General features: G+C 73.9%; 26 protein-coding genes. 13 read left to right on the plus strand and 13 right to left on the minus strand.

All coding sequences use genetic code 11. The features are described from left to right. Window positions 1-2 precede the first annotated feature (2 nt). Window positions 3-905 (minus strand): aldo/keto reductase, encoded by a 903-nt coding sequence (locus tag AB0J76_RS34070; protein ID WP_352324425.1) that lies wholly within the window; start codon window positions 903-905, stop codon window positions 3-5. A gap of 1 nt (window position 906) precedes the next feature. Then, window positions 907-1,932, minus strand: a complete 1,026-nt coding sequence (locus AB0J76_RS34075; RefSeq protein WP_352324426.1) for a hypothetical protein — start codon at window positions 1,930-1,932, stop codon at window positions 907-909. 85 nt (window positions 1,933-2,017) lie between these two features. Here AB0J76_RS34075 and AB0J76_RS34080 point away from each other — a divergent pair, with 85 nt between their 5' ends. Next, window positions 2,018-2,614, plus strand: a complete 597-nt coding sequence (locus AB0J76_RS34080) for a TetR/AcrR family transcriptional regulator (RefSeq protein ID WP_352324427.1) — start codon at window positions 2,018-2,020, stop codon at window positions 2,612-2,614. Between the two features lie 7 nt (window positions 2,615-2,621). Here the strand turns inward: AB0J76_RS34080 and AB0J76_RS34085 are convergent, their stop codons facing one another. Both AB0J76_RS34085 and AB0J76_RS34090 read right to left on the minus strand, forming a co-directional pair. Next, the gene (locus AB0J76_RS34085) at window positions 2,622-3,203 is read right to left on the minus strand and encodes a GNAT family N-acetyltransferase (protein ID WP_352324428.1); all 582 of its coding nucleotides are present in this window, start codon (window positions 3,201-3,203) and stop codon (window positions 2,622-2,624) included. A gap of 57 nt (window positions 3,204-3,260) precedes the next feature. After that, window positions 3,261-4,445, minus strand: a complete 1,185-nt coding sequence (locus AB0J76_RS34090; protein ID WP_352324429.1) for an aromatic acid exporter family protein — start codon at window positions 4,443-4,445, stop codon at window positions 3,261-3,263. 112 nt (window positions 4,446-4,557) lie between these two features. On the opposite strand from AB0J76_RS34090, the gene AB0J76_RS34095 reads away from it, so the two are divergent. Beyond that, window positions 4,558-4,887 carry a cupin domain-containing protein gene (locus tag AB0J76_RS34095; RefSeq protein WP_352324430.1) on the plus strand — a complete coding sequence of 110 codons (330 nt, stop codon included), beginning with the start codon at window positions 4,558-4,560 and terminating at the stop codon, window positions 4,885-4,887. Window positions 4,888-5,045: 158 nt separating this feature from the next. After that, a complete protein-coding gene (locus tag AB0J76_RS34100) occupies window positions 5,046-5,522 on the plus strand; it encodes a hypothetical protein (RefSeq protein WP_352324431.1) in 477 nt (158 codons plus the stop codon). Here AB0J76_RS34100 and AB0J76_RS34105 read toward each other — a convergent pair. Further along, entirely contained in the window at window positions 5,488-7,284 is a 1,797-nt protein-coding gene (locus AB0J76_RS34105) for a glycoside hydrolase family 15 protein (protein WP_352324432.1), read from the minus strand. The genes AB0J76_RS34100 and AB0J76_RS34105 overlap by 35 nt on opposite strands. A gap of 18 nt (window positions 7,285-7,302) precedes the next feature. Then, entirely contained in the window at window positions 7,303-8,400 is a 1,098-nt protein-coding gene (locus tag AB0J76_RS34110; protein ID WP_352324433.1) for an enolase C-terminal domain-like protein, read from the minus strand. A gap of 102 nt (window positions 8,401-8,502) precedes the next feature. On the opposite strand from AB0J76_RS34110, the gene AB0J76_RS34115 reads away from it, so the two are divergent. From AB0J76_RS34115 to AB0J76_RS34125, 3 genes are all read left to right on the plus strand, one after another. Further along, window positions 8,503-8,718 (plus strand): hypothetical protein, encoded by a 216-nt coding sequence (locus tag AB0J76_RS34115; RefSeq protein WP_352324434.1) that lies wholly within the window; start codon window positions 8,503-8,505, stop codon window positions 8,716-8,718. Further along, entirely contained in the window at window positions 8,715-9,179 is a 465-nt protein-coding gene (locus AB0J76_RS34120) for a Clp protease N-terminal domain-containing protein (RefSeq protein WP_352324436.1), read from the plus strand. Before AB0J76_RS34115 ends, AB0J76_RS34120 begins: the two co-directional genes overlap by 4 nt. 82 nt (window positions 9,180-9,261) lie before the next feature. Next, on the plus strand, window positions 9,262-10,098 hold the full coding sequence (locus AB0J76_RS34125) for an SMP-30/gluconolactonase/LRE family protein (protein ID WP_352324438.1): 837 nt from the start codon (window positions 9,262-9,264) through the stop codon (window positions 10,096-10,098). 19 nt (window positions 10,099-10,117) lie between these two features. Here AB0J76_RS34125 and AB0J76_RS34130 read toward each other — a convergent pair whose 3' ends face one another. Both AB0J76_RS34130 and AB0J76_RS34135 read right to left on the minus strand, forming a co-directional pair. Beyond that, window positions 10,118-11,128, minus strand: a complete 1,011-nt coding sequence (locus AB0J76_RS34130) for a serine hydrolase domain-containing protein (protein WP_352324439.1) — start codon at window positions 11,126-11,128, stop codon at window positions 10,118-10,120. A 137-nt stretch (window positions 11,129-11,265) separates the two neighbouring features. Beyond that, on the minus strand, window positions 11,266-11,709 hold the full coding sequence (locus tag AB0J76_RS34135) for a MarR family transcriptional regulator (protein WP_352324440.1): 444 nt from the start codon (window positions 11,707-11,709) through the stop codon (window positions 11,266-11,268). Between the two features lie 123 nt (window positions 11,710-11,832). Here AB0J76_RS34135 and AB0J76_RS34140 point away from each other — a divergent pair, with 123 nt between their 5' ends. After that, entirely contained in the window at window positions 11,833-12,009 is a 177-nt protein-coding gene (locus AB0J76_RS34140; protein ID WP_189650423.1) for a hypothetical protein, read from the plus strand. 221 nt (window positions 12,010-12,230) lie between these two features. On the opposite strand, the gene AB0J76_RS34145 is transcribed toward AB0J76_RS34140, so the two are convergent. Beyond that, window positions 12,231-12,650: a MarR family transcriptional regulator gene (locus tag AB0J76_RS34145; RefSeq protein ID WP_352324441.1), complete on the minus strand. Its 420-nt coding sequence runs from the start codon at window positions 12,648-12,650 to the stop codon at window positions 12,231-12,233. 98 nt (window positions 12,651-12,748) lie between these two features. On the opposite strand from AB0J76_RS34145, the gene AB0J76_RS34150 reads away from it, so the two are divergent. Together AB0J76_RS34150 and AB0J76_RS34155 are read left to right on the plus strand one after the other, a co-directional pair. Beyond that, a complete protein-coding gene (locus AB0J76_RS34150; protein WP_352324442.1) occupies window positions 12,749-14,203 on the plus strand; it encodes an MFS transporter in 1,455 nt (484 codons plus the stop codon). 80 nt (window positions 14,204-14,283) lie between these two features. Beyond that, window positions 14,284-15,234 (plus strand): sulfotransferase, encoded by a 951-nt coding sequence (locus AB0J76_RS34155; RefSeq protein WP_364391796.1) that lies wholly within the window; start codon window positions 14,284-14,286, stop codon window positions 15,232-15,234. A 234-nt stretch (window positions 15,235-15,468) separates the two neighbouring features. On the opposite strand, the gene AB0J76_RS34160 is transcribed toward AB0J76_RS34155, so the two are convergent. After that, window positions 15,469-16,374: a hypothetical protein gene (locus AB0J76_RS34160; RefSeq protein ID WP_352330940.1), complete on the minus strand. Its 906-nt coding sequence runs from the start codon at window positions 16,372-16,374 to the stop codon at window positions 15,469-15,471. Between the two features lie 198 nt (window positions 16,375-16,572). Between AB0J76_RS34160 and AB0J76_RS34165 the strand changes: the two genes are divergently transcribed. The 3 genes from AB0J76_RS34165 (at window position 16,573) to AB0J76_RS34175 (ending at window position 19,126) form a co-directional block, all read left to right on the plus strand. Beyond that, window positions 16,573-17,049 (plus strand): NUDIX domain-containing protein, encoded by a 477-nt coding sequence (locus AB0J76_RS34165; protein ID WP_352330941.1) that lies wholly within the window; start codon window positions 16,573-16,575, stop codon window positions 17,047-17,049. A gap of 144 nt (window positions 17,050-17,193) precedes the next feature. Continuing rightward, window positions 17,194-18,015, plus strand: coding sequence for an SDR family NAD(P)-dependent oxidoreductase (locus AB0J76_RS34170; protein WP_364391801.1), 822 nt, complete (start codon window positions 17,194-17,196; stop codon window positions 18,013-18,015). A gap of 322 nt (window positions 18,016-18,337) precedes the next feature. Continuing rightward, window positions 18,338-19,126, plus strand: coding sequence for an alpha/beta hydrolase (locus AB0J76_RS34175; RefSeq protein ID WP_352330848.1), 789 nt, complete (start codon window positions 18,338-18,340; stop codon window positions 19,124-19,126). Window positions 19,127-19,137: 11 nt separating this feature from the next. On the opposite strand, the gene AB0J76_RS34180 is transcribed toward AB0J76_RS34175, so the two are convergent. Beyond that, entirely contained in the window at window positions 19,138-19,521 is a 384-nt protein-coding gene (locus AB0J76_RS34180; RefSeq protein WP_352330850.1) for a VOC family protein, read from the minus strand. Window positions 19,522-20,014: 493 nt separating this feature from the next. On the opposite strand from AB0J76_RS34180, the gene AB0J76_RS34185 reads away from it, so the two are divergent. Continuing rightward, window positions 20,015-20,659: a TetR/AcrR family transcriptional regulator gene (locus AB0J76_RS34185; protein WP_352330852.1), complete on the plus strand. Its 645-nt coding sequence runs from the start codon at window positions 20,015-20,017 to the stop codon at window positions 20,657-20,659. Between the two features lie 153 nt (window positions 20,660-20,812). Here the strand turns inward: AB0J76_RS34185 and AB0J76_RS34190 are convergent, their stop codons facing one another. Both AB0J76_RS34190 and AB0J76_RS34195 read right to left on the minus strand, forming a co-directional pair. Then, a complete protein-coding gene (locus tag AB0J76_RS34190; protein WP_364391806.1) occupies window positions 20,813-21,865 on the minus strand; it encodes a Glu/Leu/Phe/Val dehydrogenase dimerization domain-containing protein in 1,053 nt (350 codons plus the stop codon). 161 nt (window positions 21,866-22,026) lie between these two features. Beyond that, window positions 22,027-23,883: a trypsin-like peptidase domain-containing protein gene (locus AB0J76_RS34195; protein WP_352330988.1), complete on the minus strand. Its 1,857-nt coding sequence runs from the start codon at window positions 23,881-23,883 to the stop codon at window positions 22,027-22,029. Window positions 23,884-23,976: the final 93 nt, after the last annotated feature.

Here is a 23,976-nt window from a genome sequence, read left to right on the forward strand (position 1 = left end):
CCCTACGCCGGGCCCAGGCGGGCGCGGACGGCCGCGTCCACGTCGGGCGGCAGCGGGCCCTTGCGGGCGGCGGCGACGTTGGCCCGCAGGTGTTCCGGCCGGGCCGAGCCGACGATCACCGAGTGCAGCTCCGGATGGCCGAGGATGAACCGGAGCAGCAGTTCGGTCACCGGCGCGCCGTCGGCCAGCTCCTCCAGGCGGGCGGCGGCGAGCCGGGCGTGGCGCTGCGCCAGCGGCCGGCGCACCGGCTCTGGCACGGCCTCGGGCGGCGGCGCGAGCGAGCGGGCCACCGCCCCGCGGGCGATCGTGCCCGCCCCGCTCGCCGCGGCGGCCCCGGCGAGCCGTTCGTGGGAGCGGTCGAGCGCCGAGTAGGGCAGCAGGAACACGTCGAACGCGCCCGTCGCGATGTGGTCGGGAAGGTGCGGCAGCTCCCCCGACATGCCGGTGAAGCGGATCAGGCCCTCGTCCTGGAGTGCCCGCATCCCGGCGACGGTGTCCTCGGCCGCCATCACCGAGACGCTCGGGCTGAGGTGCACCATCAGCACGTCGAGATGGCCGGTGCGCATCCGGCGCAGGCTGCGCTCGACGCCCGCGCGCACGTTCGCCCTCGTGTAGTCGTGCGCGGGGTCGCCGTCCGTGAGGGAGCAGCCGCACTTGCCCGCCAGGACGAACTCGTCGCGGCGGTGCGCGATCCAGCGGCCGATGTGCTCCTCGGCGTCGCCGTAGTCGGGTGCGGTGTCGATGAGGTTCACCCCGGCGTCGAGGGCCTCGTTCAGCACGGCGCGGGCCGCGTCGTCGGACACCGGCGGGCCCCAGGCGCGGGGGCCGCGCAGTTCCATGGCGCCGTAGCCGAGGCGGCTGACGCGCAGGCCGGTGCGGCCGAGGGTGGCGGTGGGCAGGGTCACGTCAGTGCTTCGCGTAGTGGCCGGCGACGGCGGCGAAGGCGGCCTTGGGGTCCCAGGGCAGGCCGGGGTAGGCGGTGCCGGAGCGGTCCTCGTAGACCTTGACGACGCCGTAGCTGGCCAGGTCCAGGTCGTCGCGGGGGTCGCCGTCGGGGCGGTGCGGGTGGTCGCGCAGCGCGAAGGTGAACACGAAGGCGCTGTCCACGCCGGCGGCGTCGAAGATCTCCAGCAGCTCGCGCACGTACGCGGCCTGGCCCTCCTCGTCGCGGACGTGCTCGCCGGTCAGCCGGAGCGGCTCGCGGGTGCCCGGGGCGTACTCGACGATCTCCAGGCCGAGCGCGCCGCGGTCGCCCGCGCCGCGGTAGGTCGCCGAGCCGAACTCGGTGATCGCGACCGGCCTGCCCTCCGCGACGAGGCCGCGCACGCCCTGCTCGAAGACGTCCACGATCTCGGCCGACCGGTAGAGGTCCACGGAGACCAGGTCGAACGGCGTCCAGTCGACGCCTTCGAGCGGCACGGAGGCGTAGGTCACCCGGCCGCCGAACCGCTCGCGCACGACGGCCACCGCCCGCCCGAGGAAGTCGTTGACCCGCGTGCGGACGCCGCCGACCAGCTCGCGCACCCGTTCCGGACGGCTCAGCAGGGCGACCCGCTCGTCGATGTCGTCCCCGGGCAGGAAGCCCTTGCTCATCAGGCACAGCTCGGCGCCGGTGACGAAGACCACCTCGGCGCCGCGCCGCCTGAGCCGTTCGGCGCGCTCGGCGCAGTCGGCGAACAGCGCCAGCATCTCCTCCTCGGTCAGCTCCAGCGGATAGGGCGAGAACCAGACCTCCAGCCCGAGGTCGGCGGCGTGGCGGGCGGCGATCTCCAGGCGTTCGGGGTCGCCGCCCATGACGCGGACGGCCGTGCAGTGCAGGTCGTCCCGGATGACGCGCATCTCGCGCGCCACCGCGTCGGGGTCGAACCCGGGGTGGCCGATCGTCCCGTTGACGACGAAACCGGTGTCGTAGCTGATGCCTTTGGCACGCATGGCTGTTCCCTTCAGATTTACGGTACTGCCCGTACCTTAGCCTATGTGAGGTACGGTCGGTACCCTCAGACCGAGGAGGGTGGCGATGGCCGAGGCAGGCGGGCGGACACGGCGGCGCGGGGCCGCGCTGGAGGAGGCGATCCTGAGCGCGGCGGCCGACGAGCTCACCGAGTCCGGGTTCGCCGGGCTCACGATGGACAAGGTCGCGGCCCGCGCCGGCACCAACAAGAACGCCATCTACCGCCGCTGGCCGGGCCGCCTGGCCCTCGGCGTCGCCGCCTACAAGCGGCTGGCCACGACGGTCTCGCCGCCCGACACCGGCGAGCTGCGCGGCGACGCCCTGGAGCTGCTGCGCCGGGCCAACCGCTACTGGAGCTCGCCCCTCGGCGCGATCCTGCGCGACCTGATCGCCGCCGCCGGCGGCGCCGCCGAGCTGCTGGCCCAGCTCCAGGAGCAGTCGGACGACGCGGTGGCCGCGCCCTGGCTGGCCGTCCTGGAACGGGCGGTGGCCCGCGGCGAGGCCGACCCCGAGTCGCTGCGCCCGAGGGTCGCCACGGTGGCCATCGTGCTGCTGCGCAACGAGTTCGTGGTGCGGGGTGCGCCCAGCGCCCCGGACGACGTCCTGGTGGAGATCGTGGACGAGGTCTTCCTGCCGCTGGTCCGGCGAGGCCGGGACGCCTGAGGCAGGCTCACCAGAGCCGGTCGATCTCCCCGGGGTGGAGCTCGACGCGCGCGTGGTGGAACGACAGCCGGTGCGCCCGGCCGTGGGCCGAGGGGAAGTCGCCCATCGTGACCTTGTCGAACCCGGGCCGGTCGCTGGGGAAGGGCGCCTGCGGCGTGCCGCCGACCAGCACCGCGCCGGGGACGGCCGACCAGCCGGCGCTCTCGTAGAAGCCCTGGAGCGGCCGGTCGCAGGTGAACAGGGCGACGTCGAAGCCCGCCTCGGCGACGGCCGCGCGCGCGGCGCCCACCAGGCGGCGGCCGTGCCCCCGGCCGCGGGCGGCCTTCCTGGTCACCACGGTGCTCAGGCCCGCGGCGCGGAACCGGTGGCCGGCGTGGGTGAGGGTCTTGGACAGGATGTCCAGGGCGGCCAGGACCGTGCCCTCGTCGAGGAGGATCATGGTCCGGGGGGCGAGGGCGGGGTCGTGCGCGGGGCCGCCGCCGTCGGGCGCGGGGAAGTCGTGGCCCGGCCAGGCCTCCCGTTGCAGGTCGCGCACCTGGGCCAGCAGGGCCGTGGGCACGTCCGGCTCGGGGAACGACCTGATGAGCATGGCTCCCGAGTGTGCCGCGCGACGGCCCCCCGGCGCAAACGGGGGCCGGTCGGCGGGTCAGGGGTGGGTGGCGGGCGAGGAGGGGCGGTTGTCGTCGTCCTGGCCGGCGGGCGTGGCCGCCAGGATGTCGGTCAGGACCGCCAGGATGCGTTCGGCGTCGGTGAGCAGGCTGCCGCTCAGCGCCCAGCCGGCCGGGTGGGCGACCTCGCCCTTCTGGATCTCCGTCGTCATCTGGTCGTGAATGCGGCTCGCCTGCGCCTCCGCCCGGCCGAGCAGGGTGCGGGCCTTTCCGGCGTCCGGGTCGCGCCGTACGGTGGCGGTCAAGGCGTCGCCCAGCAGGTCCAGCAGGTCGGCGTAGTCGCGGGCGTAGTCGGGGCTGACGTCGGTCGAGGGCCCGTCGTGGTGTTCCAGGTGCGCCAGGGCGTGCACGATCGTGTGCACGTGCGCGGCCAGCGTGGTCAGCCGGCGCAGCACCTGCTCGTGGTCCTGCGCGGCCGTGACCGGGTGGAGGCTGTGGCGCAGGTTGTAGCGGCGGCTCTCGGCGCCGTCGGCCACGGCGGCGGCCGCGTCGGCCAGGTGCTCGTCCAGCCGGACGGCCTGGCGTTCCCAGTCGGGCAGCGCCGAGAGGTTCCACTCGTCCCGTAAGCCCTCGGCGACGGAGGTCAGCAGCGCGGCCGTCTCGCGGGCCAGGCGGCGCACGGCCGCGTCGGGCCGGTCGCGGTACAGCGGCGGCCACAACACGCTGTTGACCAACGCCCCGCTCAGCGCGCCGATGGCCGTGGCCAGCACGTACGCCAGCAGGTAGCGCTCCTGGGAGGCGGCGGCGAAGGAGAGCAGCAGCACGGCGGTGGTGGCGACGTCGGAGCCGTGGTTGCCCATGCGGTGCCAGCGGGCGGCGATCAGCGCGGGCGGCACGACCAGGACCAGGCTGAGCACGCCCAGGCCGAGCAGGTGCCCGATGCTGCCGGCCAGGATGACCCCGGCGCCGACCGCGGCGACCCGGCGCAGGCCGTTGGTGAGGGTGCGGTACACGGTGGCGTGCACCATGATCACCGCGGTGGCGGGGGCGATCCAGGTGGCGCCGAGCGCCAGCAGCCGGCTGGCCGTCAGCCAGGCCAGCACCGCCGCCAGCGTCGCCTTGGCGATCTGCAGCGCCTGCAACCGCTGGTACGACCCCGGCTTGGCCAGCCCGGCGGCCTGCCCGCGCACGTACGCCAGCTCACGCTTGACGGCCGCGGACATCCGGCCACTCCAGCCACTCCACATGACGTGACATTTACTCACATTTAGGGCATGCCGCAAGCATCTCCCCGCCGACGGCGCGGCTCGCGGCGGCATGAGAGGATCACCGGCCATGGAGATCATCGACAGCGGCCGGTTCGAGCCCGCCCCGGACGGTTCCGCCAACTTCGCCGAGCACCTGAGCGTGCCCGCGCTCAGCTTCGGCACGTACTCCATCCCGGCCGGCGCCGTCGACGGCCAGTCGCCACACGCCGAGGACGAGATCTACGTCGTCACCAGCGGACGCGCCTCCTTCACCGCGGGCGGCGTCACCACCGAGGTCGGCCCCGGCACCACCCTGTTCGTCCCGGCCCGCGAGGAGCACCGCTTCCACGACGTCACCGAGGACCTGGTGACGCTGGTGTTCTTCGGGCCCGCCTACAGCGGCGTCCCCACGTCCTGACGCCCCTCGGCCGTCGGGCGCGCGAACTCGTGGGCCGCGAGCGCGCCACGAGCGCGCCGGGCTGAGGAGACTGGAGGGCGGGAGCGGCCGCCCGGCCGTTCCCGTCGCGTGACCGTCGCCCACCGTTGCCGCCCGGCCCTGACGAGATGAGAGCCCTCATGACTGTCACCCCCGCCCAGCTGCGCGACCTCGCGCGCCGCGCTCAGGACCTCGCCGCCGAGGTGCGCTCGCTGTGCGACGGCGAGCCCGCCGGATCCCCCGAGGGCGACCAGCTCCGGGCCGCGCGGCACGCCGCCGACTGGCTGGACCGGGGCGGCGAGGACCTGCAACGGGCGGCCGGCGACCTGGCCAGGCTGCGGGCGCAGCGTGAGCAGGTCTGCGGCATGCCGTGGGGCGTCTGTCCCGAGCACGGCAACACCCTGTCCTACCGGGCGAACATCACCGAGTGCCGGGTCTGCCACCGCACCTGGCCGCAGGACCGGGCCGGCCGGCCCTGCCAGGAGCTGGTCCGGTGGAAGGTGACCGACCAGGCCGGGACGGTGACCAGGATGTGCGACGGGCACGTGCTCGGCGCCCGCGCCGTGCTGCACGGGGCCACCTTCACCCGTCTTGATGCCGAGGGCGCCCAGGCCTGAACCTGCCCGACAGGACGGTGGCGCTGTTGATCACCGAGACGTGGCTGTAGGCCTGCGGGAAGTTGCCGACCTGCCGGTGGTGCACGGTGTCGTACTCCTCCGCCAGCAGGCCGACGTCGTTGCGCAGGCCGAGCAGCCGCTCGAACAGCTCGGTGGCCCGGCGGCGGCGGCCGGTCGCGGCCAGGGCGTCGGCCAGCCAGAAGGAGCAGGCCAGGAAGGTGCCCTCGCCGCCGGGCAGGCCGTCGATGTTCTCCTCCTCGGCCTGGTAGCGCAGGACGAGACCGTCGTGGACGAGGTCGCGGGCGATCGCGTCCACGGTGCCGACGACGCGCGGATCGCCGGGCGGCAGGAAGCCGAGGCGCGGGATGAGCAGCAGGGCCGCGTCCAGGCCGGTCGAGCCGTAGTACTGGGTGAAGGTGTTGCGTTCGGCGTCGTAGCCGTGGGCGCAGACGTCCTGGTGGATGCGTTCGCGCAGGGCGCGCCAGCGGCCCGCCGGGCCGTCGCGGCCGAACGTCTCGACAGCCTGGATCATGCGGTCGGCCGCGACCCAGGCCAGCACCTTGGAGTGCACGAACGGGCGGCGCGGCCCCCGGGTCTCCCACAGCCCGTTGTCGGGCTGGTCCCAGATGCCTTCGAGGTAGTTCATCAGGGCGTTCTGCAGGTCCCAGGCCTCGTCGTCGACGGCCAGGCCGGACCGGCGGGCCAGGTGCAGGCAGTCGAGGGTCTCGCCGTAGACGTCGAGCTGGAGCTGGCCGGAGGCGGCGTTGCCGACGCGTACGGGCTGGGACGCCTCGTAGCCCGACAACCAGTCGGCGGTCCATTCGGGGATGCGCCGGCCGCCCTCGACGGTGTACATGATCTGCAGGTCGGCGGGGTGCCCGGCGACGGCCCGCAGCAGCCATTCGCGCCAGGCGCGCGCCTCGGCGTCGTAGCCGGCGGTCATCATGGCCTGCAGGGTGAAGCTGGCGTCGCGCAGCCAGCAGTAGCGGTAGTCCCAGTTGCGCGAGCCGCCCAGCTGCTCGGGCAGCGAGGTGGTGGCGGCGGCGACGAGCCCGCCGGTGGGGGCGTAGGTGAGGGCCTTGAGGGTGAGCAGGCTCGTGCGGACGGCTTCGTCGTAGTCGCCCTGGTAGCCGCACCGGCCGGCCCACTCGCGCCACAGCCGTTCGGTGTCGGCCAGGGCCTCGGGCGGGTCGACCGGTTCCGGGCGCGGCAGCCACGACTGCTGCCAGGTCAGCGCGAACGGCACCCGCTGCCCCTCCCCCACCGTGAAGGAGGCGGTGGTGCGGTGCCGGTCGGCGTCCGGGCACAGCTCGACGGGGGTGCGCAGCCAGGTGGCGTCGCCGCCGGCGACCGCGGCCAGCACGCCGGGCTCGTAGCGCAGCCAGGGGACGTCGTGGCCGTAGTCGAAGCGCAGCACCAGTTCCATGGTCATCTCGACCCGGCCGCGCACGCCCTCGACGATCCGCACCACGTCGGGGGCCTCGCCGCGGGGCGGCATGAAGTCCACCACCCGGACGCTGCCGCCGGGGCCGTCCCAGGTGGTCTCCAGGATGAGGGTGCCCTGGCGGTAGCGGCGGGAGGTGGCCCGGCCGCCGCCCGCGGGGGCCAGCAGCCAGCGTCCGGCGGACGGGCCGTCGAGCAGCGCGGCGAAGCAGGCGGGCGAGTCGAAGCGGGGCAGGCACAACCAGTCGATCGAGCCGTCGCGGCCGACGAGCGCGGCGGTGTGCATGTCGCCGATCAGGGCGTAGTCCTCGATCCGCATCGGCGCCGGCTCCTTCCGTCAGGCCACGCGGTGGGGTTCGGCGGCGGCGGCGCGCAGCTCCAGCCCGTGGCCGGGGGCGTCGGGCCGGGGGCGGGCCGAGCCGCCGGAGGGGTCGGCGGCGCCGTCGAACAGCTCGGCCTCGATGCGCTGGTGGTCGTGGAACCACTCGACGTGGCGCAGGTTGGCGGTGCTCGCGGCGGCCGGGAGGTGCAGGTTGGGCGCGCAGTGGTCGGACACCTGCAGGTTGTGGCCCGCGGCGATCGCGGCGGCGGCGAACCAGCCGGTGTAGCCGCCGCAGCGGGTGGCGTCGACCTGAAGGCAGTCGACGGCCTGGGCCCGGCACATGCGGGTGAAGTAGGCGGGGTCGCAGCCGTACTCGCCGGCGGTGACGTCGGGGGCGGCCCGCTCGCGGACGAGCCGCAGGCCCGGCAGGTCGTCGGAGGACACGGGCTCCTCGAACCAGGTCACGTCGTGCTCGCCCATGCGCGCGGCCAGGCGGACGGCCTGCTTGGCGGTGTAGCCGCCGTTGGCGTCGACGTACAGCTCGGCCCGGTCGCCGATGACGCGGCGGGCCAGGGCCACGCGGTGCAGGTCGCGGTCGGGGCGGCTGCCGGACGACTCGCCGATCTTGATCTTGACGCGGCCGATGCCCTGCTCGTGGACCCAGCGGGCGAGCTGGGCGGTGGTGGCCTCGTCGTCGTAGGTGGTGAAGCCGCCCGAGCCGTACAGGGGGACCTCGGGCCGGGCGGCGCCGAACAGGCGGGTCAGCGGCAGGCCGAGCAGGCGCGCCTTGAGGTCCCACAGCGCCACGTCGGCGGCCGAGACGGCGTAGCCGGCGACGCCGGGACGGCCCGCGTTGCGCACCTGCCGGAGCATCGCGGCGTGCAGGGCGGGGATGTCGGCGGCGTCCGCGCCGGTCAGGAGGCCGGCCAGCAGCTCGGTGACGACCGAGGCGGCGGCGGCCGGGGCGTAGGTCCAGCCGGTGCCGGTGACGCCCGCGGCGGTCAGGGTGACGACGACCATGGTGGTGGACCGCCAGGCCAGCGTGCCGTCGCCTTCGGGCTGGTCGGTGGGGATGCGGTAGGCGGCCGCCCCGGCGTTCTCGATCGTGCTCATGACATCCCTGGCCCTACCCGATGGCTCCCGGCATGACGCCTCGGCTCCCCGCCAAGCAACCTGAATTGCCTGTTCCGGGGCCGGACGCCTAGGGTGGCTGGAATGTCAGTCAAGGAGCCCGCGGACGCGCTCGCGGCCGTGGTCGCGCTGCGCCGCCTGGCCGACCAGCTGGAGGACGCCGCCGTGGAGCAGGCGATGCGGGCGGGCTGGAGCTGGCCGCAGGTGGCCGAGGCGCTCGGCGTCACCCGCCAGGCGGTCCACAAGAAGCACGCCAAGCGGCTCATCGCGGCCGGGGTCGAGCTGCGGAGGCGGGCATGAGCGGCGCCTTCGACCGCTACCTGCACGACGTGCTGATCCGGGGGGAGGCCGAGGCGCGCGCGGAGAGCTCCCCCACGATCGAGGCCCACCACGTGCTGCTGGCCATGGCCGCGCCGCAGGACACCGCGGCGCGGGCGGTCCTGGCCGCGGCCGGGCTCGACCAGGCGGGGCTGCGGGCGGCGTTGCGGCGGGAGTTCGAGCACAGCCTGGCCGCGGCCGGGGTGTCGGCGGCTGCCTTCGACCTGCGTTCGACGCCCGACCCCGAGCGGCGCCCGCAGCTCGGGGCGTCGGTCAAGCTGGCGATCGAGCGGCTGGCCGCCGCCCATCGCAAGAAGGACCTGCGGCCGGTCCACGTGCTGCTCGGCGTCCTGCAGGCCGAGGTGGGCACGGTCCCGCGGGCGCTGGCCCTGGCGGGGATCGACCGCGCCGCGCTGGCCGAGCGCGCCCGCGCCGCCCTGTAGATCCGGCGCGCATCTTTTCTCCCCGGCGATGTCGATCCGGGCCCCCGCCCTTCGTGTAAGGGGCAGAAGGAGGCATGACGACATGACCGAGACGAAGACATTGGTGACCGGGCTGTGCGTGGGCGAGTCGCCGCGCTGGCACGAGGGCAGGCTGTGGTTCTCCCACTGGGGGGTGCAGGAGATCGTCGCCGTCGGCCCGGACGGCGAGCGCGAGGTGGTCGGCCGCGGCCCGAAACCCGCCGGGTTCTGCCTCGCCTGGCTGCCCGACGGCCGTCTGCTGGTGACCGGCGAGCGCGAGCTGCTGCGCGTGGAGCCGGACGGCACGACGTCCGTCCACGCCGACCTGGGCGAGCTGCCGGCCGGGCCGAACGAGGTCGTCGTGGACGGCCGCGGCCGGATCTACGTGAACTGCGTCGGCTTCGACTTCGGCCGGGCCGGCTTCGCGCCCGGCGTGATCGCCCTGGTCGGCCCCGGCGGCCAGGCCCGGGTGGTCGCCGAGGACCTGTACTTCCCCAACGGGATGGCGGTGACCCCGGACGGCTCCACGCTGGTCGTCGCCGAGTCCTGGACGCGGCGGCTGACGGCGTTCGACATCGGCGCGGACGGCGGGCTGTCCGGCCGCCGGGTGTGGGCGCCCGTCGGCGGCGACGGCATCTGCATGGACGCCGAGGGCGCGATCTGGACCCAGGTGGACGACGAACAGGGGGCCGCCTGCGTACGGGTGCGCGAGGGCGGCGAGGTGACCGACCGGATCGAGCTCGACCGGGCCTGCTTCGCCGCCGCGCTCGGCGGCCGGGACGGCCGGACATTGTTCATGACGGTCGCGGTGTTCCCGGGCGTCGAGCGGATGGCGGAGATGTTCGCCGGCCGGACGGGCGAGGTCAGGACGGCCGACGTGGCCGTCCCCGGGCTCGTCTGAGCCGGTGGGGCCCGCGCGGTCAGCCGAACTCGGCCTGGAACAGGTCGGCGCAGGTGGCCAGGAAGTCGCCCCAGTCGCCGTTCACGTTGGCGACCAGGGTGTGGTTACCTTGCCGGTCGCCCATCGCGTACGTCATCGACCCCTGGATGTAGCCGCCCCCGCCCCAGAGCGTGACCCCGGACGGGAAACGCTGGGAGTAGACGCCGAGCCCGTACCGGGCGCCGGGCACCCAGCCGGCGCCCTCGGTGGGCACGGTGGGCACGGTGGTGAACATCTCCTCCTGCTGGGCGGGCGGGAGCAGCCGCCCGCCCAGCAGGGCGGCCAGGAAGCGGTGGAGGTCGGCCGTGGTCGAGACCATGCCGCCGGCGGCCCAGGCCCATGACAGGTCGGCGTCGGTCACGTCGTGGCGGACGGTCTCCTGGCCGGTCTCGTCCTGGCCGGAGTAGTGGCGGGCGTGCGGGTCGCGCAGTCCTTCGCCGGCCGCGGGCAGGTACGTCCCGGCCAGCCCCAGCGGGGCCGCGACGCGGCGGTCGATCTGCTCGGCCAGCGTCGAGCCGGACGCCGCCTCGACGATCATCCCGGCCAGGTTGTAGTTGACCTTGGAGTAGACGAACCGCCCGCCCGGCTCCCCGGCGGGCGGGGTCTCCTGGCCGGGGATCGCGTCCGGCAGGCCGCTGGTGTGGTTGAGCAGCAGCCGCGGGGTGATGCGGGCGGCGTCGGCGCCGGGGAAGTACTCTTCGACGACGCCAGGCAGCCAGGTGGTGACCGGGGCGTCCAGGGCCAGGTCGCCGTCGGCCGCCAGGCCCAGCACGACGGTCCCGACGAACGCCTTGGTGAAGCTGCCGATGCGGAAGTGCTCCCCGGGGCCGCGGGGGCGGCCGGTCTCCAGGTCGGCCACGCCCGCGGCGCCGAACCACGGCGGGTCGTCGCCGTCCCGCACATCGGCCACGACGCCGGGCCCGCGGTCGTCGGCCACCAGCCGGTCGAGCTCCTGCCGTAACCTCGGACGATCGGCGTGAACCATGGACATGCTGCCTCCAGCGACACGAAGGGGATCCGCGAACGCGAGCAACCGTAGTTGACTATCGGCGCCATAGTCAACTGAAGTTGCTTGTCGGCCGCGCATGGAGGGCGGGGTCAGGTGTCGCGGCGGCCGCGGCGGGCGGGTCAGGTGTCGCGGCGGGCCGCGGCGATCAGTCGCATCAGCGCGGCGTGCAGGTCCTGGAGCTCGTCGAGGTCCATGCCGAGCCGGGCGACGATGGCCGGCGGGATCTTCTCCGCCTCGGCTCTGAGCTGCCGGCCGGCGGGCGTGAGGGTGACGGCCAGGGCGCGCTCGTCCTTGCTGTTGCGCTCGCGGTGGACGTAGCCCAGCGCCTCCAGCCGCTTGAGCAGCGGGGACAACGTGCCGGGGTCGAGCTGCAGGAGCTCGCCCAGCTCCTTGACCGACAGCGGCTCGTGCTGCCAGAGGGCCAGCATCACCAGGTACTGGGGGTGGGTCAGCCCGAAGGGTTGCAGGAGCGGCCGGTAGAGGCCGATCACGCTGCGCGAGGCGATGCTGAGGGCGAAGCACACCTGCCGGTCGAGCGCCAGCAGGTCTGTCGCCTCTGTCACAGGCTCCATGCGTGTACGCCTCCGATGCCGTCTGGTAACTTACTTTGTGTACAAACTAATAGCCTGCAAATCGATGCCACACAAATCGTACCCGTGGCCGGGCCGCCGAAAGAGGGACACCTCATGTTTCACCGCAAGCCCCTGGAGGAGCGCATCGCCGAGCGCCAGGCCAAGCTGCCTCCGCTGAAGGAGGGCAAGCACTTCGAGCACGGCCCGGCCAAGTTCGTGTTCGTCACGCTGCTGGTCGTGGTGGTGGTCACGCACCTCGTCGGCCTGGCCATCGTCATGCACTTCGCCTGATCTGCCGGGAACATCCCGGCGGCGGCCGCCGTTACATCCCTCGTGGCCGGTGTGCCCAGTGTCCCCGGGCCTCACCTATCGCCTTCGCGGACTACCGTTCGGCTGGAGCCGCGTTGTGCCCCTCGCCGAGAGGCGACACGCACACCGGTACGCACGCGTGAGGGCCCCCCGCCCGTCCCGGCGGGGGGCCCTCACGCGTGTCCGGCTCAGGTACGCCCGGCTCAGGTACGCGGCCAGGGGCGGCCGGCCAGGCGTTCGATGTCGGTGTTGAAACGCCGGAGGTAGTCGGCGAAGGCGGTGACGTCCTCCGGCGACCAGTCGGCCATCACCTTCTCCAGGCCGCGCACGTTCCTCTCGCGCTCCTCGGTGAGGCTGCGCTCGCCCTCCGGGGTGAGGCGGAACTTGCGCGCGATGCCGCCCTCGGGGTCGGGGATGCGTTCGACCAGGCCGGCGCGCAGGAGGGCCGAGGTGTGCCGGTTGAGCGTGGAGACGTCCAGGCCGAAGGCGTCGCTGAGCTGCCCGATGGACATCGGGCCCGCGCCGTGCAGCCGCCGCAGCAGGAGGTGGGCACTGCGGTCGTAGTGCCGGTGCCGGCCGAGCAACATCGTCTCGAACTCGATGAGATGTGTGGGCTTTTCCATCCCAATCCCCCCTTTCGCGAGATATGTGCACCTTACATGAATTGTGTACGTAACACATGATGTGTAGCGTGCACATCCTTCGACGACGGGAGAACACCGTGGGAGGCCCCACATCCACCGCCCGGCCCGGCGGCATCGTCAGCGTGATGGCGGTGGCCGGCATCGTCGCCTCACTCACGCAGACCCTGGTCGTGCCGCTGATCGGCGAGCTGCCGCGGCTGCTGCGCAGCACCGCCTCCGACGCCTCCTGGGTGATCACCGCCACCCTGCTGGCCGGCGCGGTCGCCACGCCGGTCACCGGACGCCTCGGCGACCTGTACGGCAAGCGCCGCATGATGCTCGTCTGCACCGCGCCGCTGATCGCCGGGTCGGTGATCTGCTCGCTGGCCGGGTCGCTCGGCCCCATGATCGTCGGGCGCGGGTTACAGGGCATGGGGATGGGCCTGATCCCACTCGGCATCAGCGCCCTGCGCGACCTGCTGCCGCCCGACCGGCTCGGCCCCTCGATCGCGCTGATGAGCTCGTCCATGGGCATCGGCGGGGCCCTCGGCCTGCCGGTCTCGGCCGCGGTCGCCGAGTACGCGAGCTGGCGGGTGCTGTTCTGGGGCTCGGCCGTGCTGAGCGTGCTGATCGCGGTGCTGATCCGGGTGCTGGTGCCGCCCACCCCCCCGCCGCCCCGCGCGGGCGCGGCCGGGCGGCTGGACGTGCCGGGCGCGCTCGGCCTCGGCGCGGGGCTGGTGTGCCTGCTGCTGGGGGTCTCCAAGGGCGCCGACTGGGGCTGGGCGAGCGGCGCCACGCTCGGGCTGCTCGGCGCGGCCGCGCTGATCCTGCCGGCATGGGCCCTGTGGGAGCTGCGCGCCGCGGAGCCGCTGGTGGACCTGCGGGTGACCGCCCGGCGGCAGGTGCTGCTGACCAACCTCGCCTCCATCATGGTCGGCTTCTCGATGTACGCCCAGGCGCTGATCGTCATGCAGATCCTCCAGCTTCCCGCGGCCACCGGGTACGGGCTCGGCCAGTCGATGCTGGCCGCCGGCCTGTGGATGGCCCCCTCGGGCCTGATGATGATGGCGGTCTCGCCGCTCGGCGCCCGGCTGTCGGCCGCCCGCGGCCCGAAGGTCACCCTGATCGCCGGGAGCCTGGTCATGGCGTTCGGCTACGGCTCCTCCCTGGGCCTGCTGGGCTCGGCCTGGGGCATGCTGGTCGTCACCTGCGTGTGCAGCCTCGGCGTGGGCCTGGCCTACGGGGCGATGCCGGCCCTCATCATGGGCGCGGTGCCCCGGACGGAGACGGCCGCCGCCAACAGCTTCAACACGCTGATGCGCTCGATCGGGACGACGGTCTCGGCGGCGGTCGTCGGCGTGATCCTGTCGCAGCTGACGATCCGGCTGGGCGCGCACACGCTGCCGTCGGAGGCCGGCTTCCGCACCGGGATGCTGGTCGGCTGCGGGGCGGCGCTGGCCGCGGCGGCCGTCACCATGGCGCTGCCCGGCCGTCGCGGCGGCCGGACGGCCGGGGACGAGACCGCCGCGTCCGTCTCGCCCGCCCGCCGGTGACATCGCGGGAGCCTCTTGGCTTCCTACACTTTTGGTAGGAAAATCAGGCAATATCGGTTCTCGTCACTGGGAGGACGACGGTGCCCTTGCCCGATTTCCTGATCGCGGGAGTGCCCAAAGCGGGGACGACGGCGCTGCACACCGCGCTGCACCCGCACCCCGACCTGTTCCTGTCGCCCATCAAGGAGCCGAAGTTCTTCCTCACCGACGGGCCACCCCCCGGCCGGGGCGGACCGGGCGACGCCGAGACCTACCGGGAACACGTCTGGCGGCGCGCGGACTACGAGGCGCTGTTCGCCGCCGCTCCCCCCGGCACCCTCGCCGGCGAGTCCACCCCCTTCTACCTGTACGACCTGGACGCCCAACGCCGCATCCGGGAGACGATCCCGCACGTCCGGCTCATCGTGAGCCTGCGGGACCCGGTCGAGCGCGCCCACTCCAACTGGACCCACCTGTGGTCGGCCGGCCTGGAGCCGATCGGCGACCTCGTCCGCGCCTGCGAGGCCGAGCCGGAGCGCATCGCGGCCGGCTGGGCGCACTTCTGGCACTACACCGCCCTCGGCCGGTACGGCGAGCAGCTCGCCCACCTGTTCACCCTGTTCCCCCGCGACCAGGTGCTGATCTTCCGTTACCGAGACATCGTGGACCGCCCCGCCGAGACCCTGGACCGCATCTGCGGCTTCCTCGGCGTACGACAGGGCCTGCTCACCGGCGTCCCGAGGGAGAACGTGACCGCGCACCCGGACCCCGGCGCGCGGCACGCGTTGCTGTCCGCCCTGCGCCGCACCCTTCCCGCGTCCCTGTCCGGGCCGCTGGAGCGGCTGCTCCAGCGGCGCGGCCGGGCCCGCCGGCCGCTGGAGTGGGCGCAGCGGCAGCGGCTGATCCCCTACTTCGCGGCGGACGTCGAGCTGCTCCAGCAGGTCACCGGCGAGGACTTCAGCGACTGGCTGCGGCCGCGGGAACGTTCGGGCGGCCTGGTCGGCAGCCGGCCACCCGGCCAGCGCCAGGCCAGAAACGGCCGCGCCCCCTGACCACCGGCCCCACGGCCACGGGCCCCTTGCCCACGCCCCTTGGCCGCGCCACCTGATCGCGTCACCTGACCGCGCCCCTGGACGCGACGCCTGACCGCGACGCCTGACCGCGACGCCTGACCGCGACGCCTGACCGCGACGCCTGACCTCGATCTCTGGCCGCGATCTCTGGCCGCGACGCCGACCGTGGCGGTCGGGCTGGTCCGGGCCGGACCGGGCCGGGCAGCGGGTCGGTCAGCGGGCTGGGCGGAGTTCCGTGCGCAGGTCGTGGGCGCCGTCGGCGCGCGTGTACTCGTAGTAGAGGCGCAGGCCGCCGTCCGGCAGGTCGACGAAGGTGAGGTAGCGCAGGCCGCCGCCGTGGTGCGGGGACATCGCGGCGGGCCGGTCGCCCAGGGCGGCCAGCGCGTCGGGGTCGGCGCCCACGGCCACGCCGGTGCGCTCCTCGTAGTTCTCCTCCGCGCTGCCGCGGCCGTCGTAGAAGGCCACGACCCGGTCGCCGTCGAAGCGCACGGCGCTGATCCGGACGCCGCGGGCGTCCCACAGGCCCGGCCGGCCGGTCAGGGCGGTGCCGTGCCAGGTCCAGTCCAGGCCGTCGGCGCTGGTGGCGTAGTCGGTCACCATCCGGTCGGCCTCGTCGGGGTCGGCCAGCGGGTGGCAGGAGGCCCACAGGTGCCACACGTCGCCGCGCCGTACGATCACGGTGTCCTTGACCCCGGTCTTGGGGTCGCCGGGCAGCACCGTGGTGCGGGTGCACGGGTCGAACGCGGCAGGGTCGGCGGCCTCGACGACCTCCACCCGCCAGTGCTTGGTGCCGGGCGTGGCGCAGCTCAGGTACAGCCGCCAGCGTCCCTGCGGGGTGCGGACCAGGGAGGGCCGCTCCAGCGACTCGGCGTCCATCTCCTCGCGGGTGATCGTGGTCAGCGGCTCGAAGCGTTCGCCGTCGGACGAGCGGGCGACCACGACCGCGTACCCGCGGCCCTCGCCGACCGGGCGGCGCAGGCGGTAGGCGAGGTAGATCAGCCCGTCCGCGGCGACGGCGCTCGGCGCCCCCGCCCAGTGGCCGTGCGCCGGGACCGGCGGCTCGACCGCCACGACGGCGCGGCCGGGATCGGGGAGCAGGGCGTTCTCGTCGATCGACATGGAACCGAGGCTAGGCCAGGACGTGAAGCCGGACATGGCTGCTTACCTCTCCTTGGGATTATCCTTATTACCTATAGACTTTATGGGGTTATGGCCGTCCGGCGCATGCCCGGCACGCCGGAAACGTGTTCGCTCCCCGGGGGCGCCCGGCGCGCAGTGTGCCTCCGGCGGCCGGCGTCCGGTGCATATGCTGGACCGATGCCAACCCCTGAGTTCGTGCTCGCGCTGCGCGAGAAGATCGGCACCGAGCCGCTGTGGTTGTCCGGGGTGACCGCGGTCGTGCTGCACGAGGACCAGGTGCTGCTGGTCCGCCGGAGCGACACCGGCGCCTGGACGCCCGTGACCGGCATCATCGACCCCGGCGAGCAGCCCGCCGACGCCGCGGTGCGCGAGGTGGCCGAGGAGACCGGCGTACGGGCCGTCGCGGAACGGCTGGCCCTGGTGCACGTCACGCGGGAGGTCACCTACCCCAACGGCGACCGGGCCCGCTATCTCGACCTGGTGTTCCGCTGCCGATGGCGGTCCGGCGACCCGTACCCGGCCGACGGCGAGAACACCGAGGCCCGCTGGTTTCCCCTGCGGGAGCTGCCGGACCTGAGCCCCGACATGCGCGCCCGCCTCGACGCCTCCCTCGGCGACGACCCGGCCGCCCGCTTCCTCACCACCACCCCCTGACCACTCGGCCCCTGACCGCTCGGCCCTTGCCCACCGGCCCCTCACCGCTCGGACCCTGACGCCGTGGCCACGGGACGCCCCCGGCGTGGCGGGTGCGCCGCCTTGCGATCTATGGTGGGGGCCGGATGCGGAAGGATCGGGCCCATGGCGAAGAAGACCATCGTCCTGACCGGCGCCAGCGACGGCATCGGCCGCGCCGCTGCACGCGCCCTGCGACAGCGGGGCGACGAGGTCGTCCTCGTCGGCCGGTCGGCCGGCAAGACCGCGGCGCTGGCCAAGGAGCTGGCGGCCGACCACCACGTGGCCGACTTCGCGCGCCTGTCAGCGGTACGCGACCTGGCGGCCACCCTGCTCGACCGCCACCCGGCCATCGACGTGCTGGTCAACAACGCCGGGGCCATCATGGGCTCGCGCACCACCACGCCCGACGGCCACGAGGCGACCTTCCAGGTCAACCATCTGGCGCCGTTCCTGCTGACCACGCTGCTGCTGTCCCGGCTGCTGGCCGTCGGCGGCACGGTCGTCACGACGTCCAGCCTGCTCAACACCCGTGCCCGGCTCGACCTCGACGACCTCGACGCGGTGCGCCGCTACTCCGGCAGCCGGGCGTACGCCAACTCCAAGCTGGCCAACATCCTGTTCACGCGCGAGCTGCAGCGCCGCCACGGCGCGGACGGCCTGGCCACGGCCTCCTTCCATCCCGGCGTGGTGGCCACCAACTTCTCCGGCGGCGGCGACAGCGCGGCGCGGCTGCTCTACCACACGCCGCTGAAGCGGTTCCTGCTCACGCCCGAGCAGGGCGCCGACACCCTGGTCTGGCTGGCCACCTCGCGGCCGGGCGCCGACTGGGCCCCCGGCGGGCACTACGAGAAGCGCCGCCCTTCGGCCGTCCACCGCCTGGCGGACGACCCCGACCTGGCCCGCCGCCTGTGGGAGCGCAGCCAGGCCCTCGTCGAGCCCACCTGACCCGGGGGACCGCGACCAGGCACTCACGCCCGCCTGACCTTTAGGACCGCGACAAGGCACTCGCCGAGCCCGCGTGACCGGTTCCACGGCCTGGGGCGTGAGCGGCGGGCGGGCGGCGGGCCGGCCCGGCGCCCGGGCGTGAGCGGCGGGCGGGCGGCGGGCCGGCCCGGCGCCCGGCCGCGTACGTTGCGCGGGGCCACCAGGGGCTGATGCGCGGCGGGGTTCCGTCTGCGATCGTGAGGACGGCCGGGGCGCGCCCCGACGGTGATCGTCCGCCGGACGGGGCCGGTCCGCCCTGGTGAACAGGCAGGAGGAAAACGCCGTGATCAGATTCGGTTATGCCGACACCCCGTTCGGCCAGATCCACCACGCCTCGTGCGGCACGGGAGACCCGGTGCTCCTGCTGCACCAGACCCCCCGCTCATGGGACGAATACCGCGAGGTGCTCCCCCTGCTCGGCCGCACCCGGCGGGCCATCGCCATGGACACGCTCGGCTTCGGCAACTCCGCCCGGCCGTCCGAGCACTCGATCGAGACCTACGCCGCCGGCGTGTTAGCCCTGATGGACGCCCTCGGCCTGCCGCGAGCCGCCGTGGCCGGGCACCACACGGGCGGCGTCATCGCGGTCGAGACGGCGGCGCGCGCACCCGACCGCGTCACCGCCCTGGTGCTGTCGTCCACGCCGATGGTCGACCCCGAAGGGCGGCGGCGGCGTGCGGGACGTCCCTCGATCGACGCCGTGCGCGAGCAGTCCGACGGCTCCCACCTGGGCGAGTTGTGGAGCCGGCGGGCTCCCTACTACCCGTGGCCGCTGCTGACCCGTTTCGTCCGCGACGCGCTGACGGTCCTGCCGGAGGTGGAGCGCGGGCACGAGGCGGTGGCCGCGTACCGGATGGAGGAGCGGGTCGGGCTGGTCCGCTGCCCGGTGCTGGTCGTCGGCGCCACCGACGACCCCTTCGCCTTCCCCGAGCTGGAACGCCTGGCCGCCGCCCTTCCCCACAGCACCCGGGCCGTGGTCAAGGGCGGCGTGATCCCGCTGGAGCACCAGGCGGCGGAGTTCGCGGCGCTCGTGGCGGACTTCCTCGACGGCCAGGCCCGCGAGACCGGCTGAGGCGGCCCCGGTCAGGCGGGAGCCACCCACTCGACGAACTGGATGACGATCCCGTTGGGGTCGGTCACCTGGAACAGGCGCTCGCCCCAGGGCTCCTCGCGCAACGGCATGCTGATCTCGACACCCGCGTCACGAAGGAGCTTCTCCTGCCCGTCCAGGCCGCCGTCCAGGGTGAAGGCCAGGATGAGGCCGGAGGCGTGCTGGTCGCGCTGCTCCGGCGGCAGGACCTCGATGCCGCGGGCGAGCAGCACGATGTCCATCGCGTCGGCACGGGTGAGCGAGGCGAAGCCGTCCGCGGCTACCCGGACGGTGTAGCCCAGGTGCTCGGTGAGGAACGCCTGGGAGGCGGCGACGTCGGCAACGGTGAGCGAAACGGTGGACGTGGTGATCTGCAAGAAGGTCTCCGTGAGAGATGAGAACGGCTGAGCGAGACACGAGTGGCCGGTTCGAACGGCCCAGGCCGACGTTGACCACGACGGCCGACGACCGCTGTGGACGTGGCCCGCCATGGACGCGACCGCCATGGACATGGCCCGCCATGGGCGTGACGCAGCGAACGTCGTCAGTGGCGGACGCGGTTGGGGGCGGGGATCAGTGAGGGCGGCGGCGGGGAAGGTTGCGGGTCACTTGCGGGTCCCGCCATCCCCGTGCGCCATGGTCGGCGGACGGTCTGCGGAGCCCGCCGCCCGGGACGGAGATCGGCTGCGACGTGCGGTCGCGGCCCTCCGACGCCCCGAGGTCGATCTTGAAAGCTACAGCCGGGAAGAGCTTGAGTTCCAAGCAGGTTCTCCTTATCGTTCATCGGTCGCAAACTTACGACGGACGTAAATATAGCCCGAGACCCTGAGGGGTGTCAACATAAAAATACGACGAGGGTAAGATTTCCTCATGGCTCACGAGACCTCGCCCGCACCCGGCCTCCGCGAATCCAAGAAGCAGGAGACCCGGCAGCTCATCTCCGACCACGCCACCAGGCTGTTCATCGCCCAAGGGTTCGAGCAGACCACCATCGCCGAGATCGCCACCGCCGCCCGCATCGCCAAGAAGACGGTGACCAACTACTTCCCGCGCAAGGAGGACCTGGCCTTCGACCATCAGGAGGCGTTCACCTCCGCGCTGGCGGACGCCGTCGCCGCCCGCGATCCCGGCGAATCGGCCCTGTCGGCTCTACGCCATGCCTTCCTGGCCTCTGTCGCGGCCCAGGATCCGGTGGCCGGGTTCTCCGGTCCGGAGTTCGCCCGCATGATCGCTGACAGCCCCACCCTGACGTCCTGCCTGCGCGGCCTGCACGACCAGCGCGAACAGCACCTCGCCCGGGCCCTCGCCGACGCCACCGGCACGACGGCGGACGACATCACCGTCCAGACCGCCGCCGGGCTGCTGGGAACCGTGCACCGGGTGCTGTTCCAGCGGATCCACGAACTGACCCTGGCGGGCCTGCCCAACGACCGCATCGCCGACACGATCGCCACCGACGCCACCCGCGCCTTCGACCTCCTCGAACCCGCCCTCTCCAACTACGCCGCCGCATGACGACCGCCTGAAGGCCCACCCCAAACCCAGGAGGCCTCCAGCCCCAGAGGACCACCGGACTCCGGGTGCCGCCGGACTCCGGGGCAGGGCCGGCTGTTGGCCGGCCGGACGGGGGCTACCAGGGCACCACGCCCGCTCAAGGCCGTCCCAGTGTCAGGAGTTGGCTGGGTCAGGGGCCAGGGGTGGGGTGGGTCGGGGTTGCCAGATTGTCAGGAAGGCTTCGGCCAGGGCGCAGGCGCCGGCGTACGGCCCCTCGGCATGGGACAGGGCGGCGGCGGTGATCTCCGTGACGCGGTTCTCGACCAGGTGGCCGACCTCGTCCGCGGTGGCGACCGTCCCCGCCCGTTCGGCGAGGTAGCCGATCGTGGCCCCTGCGCCGCAGACGAAGTCCGCCAGCGCCACCACGCCCCGTTCCCCCAGGGTCCGCAGCCCCTGGGCGGTGTAGGGCACGTTCGCGGCCGGCGCGACCAGGCCGGCACGCAGCGTCGCCGCCCGCCGCGCCGACAGGGTGCCGGTCCGCGCGCCGGGGACCAGCACGTCGGCGGGCACCTCGTACAACGCCTCCGGCGGCAGCACGGGCAGGCCGAGCCGGGGCACGCACGCGTCGCCGTGCTCGGCGCGCAGTTCCTCCAGGGCCGCGACGTCCAGTCCGGCGGGGTCGCTGACGCACCCGTGCAGGGTGGACAGGGCGACCAGGCGCGCGCCGCGCCGCGCCGCCTCTCGCACGACGGCGCTGCCGACCTTGCCGAAACCCTCCACCGCCAGCGTCCGCCCGGCCAGCCCGCCGAGCGCCGTCGCGGCGGCCACGACCACGCCCAGCCCGGTCACGACGGTGTCCGCCAGCTCGCCGCCGGCCTCCCCGTGCATGATCGAGTCGGCCCGGTACCCGGGCAGCGCCGCGAAGTCCTGGGTCCGCGTGCCCAGGTCCGAGGAGGTGAGGAAGGTGCCCTTCTCGACCAGTGGCGCGACCTCCCGGCAGAAGCGCGCCACCGTGGCCGCCCGGTCGGCCGGCGAGGCCCGCAGCACCGCCTTGGCCCCGCCGATCCGCTCGCCGAGCACGGCCAGCTTGTACGTCATCGCCCGCGCCAGCAGCCCCGCCTCCTCACGGGTGACGTCCGGCGCCAGCCGGGTGCCGCCCGCGCTGACCGGGCAGTCCAGGTCGAAGGCGATGCAGCCGTCCACCGAGACGAGTTCCATGATCCTCATCCGCGCTCCCCGCGTCCGTGCGAACCGTGCCTGCCGCCCAATCTCGGCGCCGCCCGGCCGCCTGTCCATGGGCCGGCGTCAACCGGAATGGCCGCCTGGAACACGCTCCGGCGCCGGCCCATGGGGCAGGCGGCCGGGGTGCCCGGCCGCCTGCCCACGGGTCAGGGAGCGTTGTAGCCCAAGGTGTACGGACCGGTCCCGGAGTAGGAGTGCACCCGGTAGCGGTAGTACCCGGCCGCGCCGGTGTAGGTGAGCGTCTCGTCGGCTCCCGCCCCGGCGCTCTGGGCGACCGTCGCCCACGTGGACCCGTTCCAGCGCTGCAGGTACAGGTCGAAGTCGGCGCCGGACGGGCCGGCCAGGCACGCCTGGTGCGGGCCGGTGACGGTGGTCTGCAGATATCCGCCGTCGGGCTGGTACTGCTCCGCCCCGGAGGCCAGCGTCCCGGACTTGGTGGTCTCGTAGCCGGAACAGCCGCCCGCGGCGGCCACGGACAGGGCGAAGGAGACCGTGTGGGTGGCGGCCGGGCCGGTCGCGGACACCGTGATCACGTACATGCCGCCGGGCGTCTGCGCGGAGGTGGAGACCGTCATGACGGACGTGCCGCCCGACTGGACGCTGGGCGGCGCGAACGTCGCGGTGGCCCCGGCCGGCAGCCCGGAGGCCGCGAACTGCATCTGCTGCGGCCCGCCGCGCGTGACGGCGGTGGAGATGGTGCTCGTGGTCGACCCGCCCGGTGTGACGCCGCCGCTCGTGGGCGAGAGCGAGATCGCGAAGTCGTCGCCGCCGCCGTTCGGCGGGGTGTTGTCGATCAGGCCGGAGATCTCGTTGTACACCTCGGTGATGCGCGTCCCCCAGTTGGGGCAGCCGCCGAGGTGGTGCAGCGCGATCACCTTGTGGCTGGAGGCGGCGATCACCGGGGAGCCGGAGTTCCCGCCGGAGGTGTCGCAGCGGTAGCCGGTGTTGACGCCCGACGACACCACGTCGATCTTGCAGGCCGCGCCGCCCTGCGTGTCCTCGTACAAGGACAGGCGCTTGGGCAGGGTGTCGCCGTGGCCGGGGATGTAGATGCGCTCGCCCGCCACCGGGGGCCGCGGATCGAGGTACAGGGTGCCGAACTGCTGGATCGCGGCGAAGTCGGCGACGCTGAAGAGCGTGTAGTCGAGCGCTTCGAGTGCGCTGGTCTTCAGGAACTGGCCGCCGCCGACCTTCGTCCCGGCGCCCGGGTTGTTGCCGCCGCAGGTGACGCAGTCGTAGTCGAACTGGAACTCGCTGGCGCTCAGGTCGGCGGCGCTCTCCATGCAGTGGTGGTTGGTCAGCATGCGGTTGGTGTTGCCGACCCGCCAGGCCGTGCAGTAGCCGAGGCCGTTGAGCAGCTGGCGGGCCACGGCGCGGCTGCGGGCGTACTCGGTGGGGTTGCTGTCCTTGTAGCACACCACGTCGCGCCGCGCGTCGGTGCCGCAGACGCTGAACGTCCGCGGCGTCAGGGCCGCGGCCTCCGCGGTGGTGTAGCCGCGGAAGTACCGGTCGATGCGCACGCCGAAGCCCTGCCGGGCCAGCCGGACGGCGTTGCGCGGCCCGGACGCGTGCAGGGTGACCACCGCCGTGTCGCCGTCCACGGAGAGCGCGGCGAAGCCGGGGACGCCGTGCAGCGTGTACCCGGAGCCGGCCGGGTAGCGCCCGCGGGTGGGGTCGCCGTAGTAGGTGTGGACCTCGCGGCCGTCCGGCGAGGAGACGGTGACGTAGTCGCCGGGCACGAGGGTGAGCGCGGCGAAGTGCACCTTGACGTAGCGGGAGCCGGGGCGGGTGACGCGCGTGCTCCAGCTCCGTCCGGCGGCGCCGTAGGGCAGGGACAGGTCGGCGAGCACCTCCTCGCCGGCCGGGGAGACCCGGCTGTCGATCTGCGCCCGCAGCGGTGCGGCGGGGGCCTGCGCGAGGGCGGGGGCCGGGGTCGCCGGCGCGACGACGGCCAGCGCGGCGATCAACGCCGTGGCCGCCGCTCTCCATCGGGAAGGACTCATGCGGGGGACACCTCCACGTGAGGGGTGACCGAAGCAGGCCGCCGGTCGCCGGGAGCCGGGCCCGGTCCGGGCGCGTAGGCCGCGCCGGCCAGG

The organism is Nonomuraea sp. NPDC049624 (assembly GCF_040675255.1).
Lineage (GTDB): Bacteria > Actinomycetota > Actinomycetes > Streptosporangiales > Streptosporangiaceae > Nonomuraea.

Excerpts from the sequence above, each read along its gene's own strand:
- AB0J76_RS34075 (WP_352324426.1), bottom strand. The coding sequence starts at position 1,932 with ATGCGTGCCAAAGGCATCAGCTACGACACCGGTTTCGTCGTCAACGGG.
- AB0J76_RS34080 (WP_352324427.1), top strand. The coding sequence starts at position 2,018 with ATGGCCGAGGCAGGCGGGCGGACACGGCGGCGCGGGGCCGCGCTGGAG.
- AB0J76_RS34085 (WP_352324428.1), bottom strand. The coding sequence starts at position 3,203 with ATGCTCATCAGGTCGTTCCCCGAGCCGGACGTGCCCACGGCCCTGCTG.
- AB0J76_RS34090 (WP_352324429.1), bottom strand. The coding sequence starts at position 4,445 with ATGTCCGCGGCCGTCAAGCGTGAGCTGGCGTACGTGCGCGGGCAGGCC.
- AB0J76_RS34095 (WP_352324430.1), top strand. The coding sequence starts at position 4,558 with ATGGAGATCATCGACAGCGGCCGGTTCGAGCCCGCCCCGGACGGTTCC.
- AB0J76_RS34100 (WP_352324431.1), top strand. The coding sequence starts at position 5,046 with ATGACTGTCACCCCCGCCCAGCTGCGCGACCTCGCGCGCCGCGCTCAG.
- AB0J76_RS34105 (WP_352324432.1), bottom strand. The coding sequence starts at position 7,284 with ATGCGGATCGAGGACTACGCCCTGATCGGCGACATGCACACCGCCGCG.
- AB0J76_RS34110 (WP_352324433.1), bottom strand. The coding sequence starts at position 8,400 with ATGAGCACGATCGAGAACGCCGGGGCGGCCGCCTACCGCATCCCCACC.
- AB0J76_RS34115 (WP_352324434.1), top strand. The coding sequence starts at position 8,503 with ATGTCAGTCAAGGAGCCCGCGGACGCGCTCGCGGCCGTGGTCGCGCTG.
- AB0J76_RS34120 (WP_352324436.1), top strand. The coding sequence starts at position 8,715 with ATGAGCGGCGCCTTCGACCGCTACCTGCACGACGTGCTGATCCGGGGG.
- AB0J76_RS34125 (WP_352324438.1), top strand. The coding sequence starts at position 9,262 with ATGACCGAGACGAAGACATTGGTGACCGGGCTGTGCGTGGGCGAGTCG.
- AB0J76_RS34130 (WP_352324439.1), bottom strand. The coding sequence starts at position 11,128 with ATGTCCATGGTTCACGCCGATCGTCCGAGGTTACGGCAGGAGCTCGAC.
- AB0J76_RS34140 (WP_189650423.1), top strand. The coding sequence starts at position 11,833 with ATGTTTCACCGCAAGCCCCTGGAGGAGCGCATCGCCGAGCGCCAGGCC.
- AB0J76_RS34145 (WP_352324441.1), bottom strand. The coding sequence starts at position 12,650 with ATGGAAAAGCCCACACATCTCATCGAGTTCGAGACGATGTTGCTCGGC.
- AB0J76_RS34160 (WP_352330940.1), bottom strand. The coding sequence starts at position 16,374 with ATGTCGATCGACGAGAACGCCCTGCTCCCCGATCCCGGCCGCGCCGTC.
- AB0J76_RS34165 (WP_352330941.1), top strand. The coding sequence starts at position 16,573 with ATGCCAACCCCTGAGTTCGTGCTCGCGCTGCGCGAGAAGATCGGCACC.
- AB0J76_RS34170 (WP_364391801.1), top strand. The coding sequence starts at position 17,194 with ATGGCGAAGAAGACCATCGTCCTGACCGGCGCCAGCGACGGCATCGGC.
- AB0J76_RS34185 (WP_352330852.1), top strand. The coding sequence starts at position 20,015 with ATGGCTCACGAGACCTCGCCCGCACCCGGCCTCCGCGAATCCAAGAAG.
- AB0J76_RS34190 (WP_364391806.1), bottom strand. The coding sequence starts at position 21,865 with ATGAGGATCATGGAACTCGTCTCGGTGGACGGCTGCATCGCCTTCGAC.
- AB0J76_RS34195 (WP_352330988.1), bottom strand. The coding sequence starts at position 23,883 with ATGAGTCCTTCCCGATGGAGAGCGGCGGCCACGGCGTTGATCGCCGCG.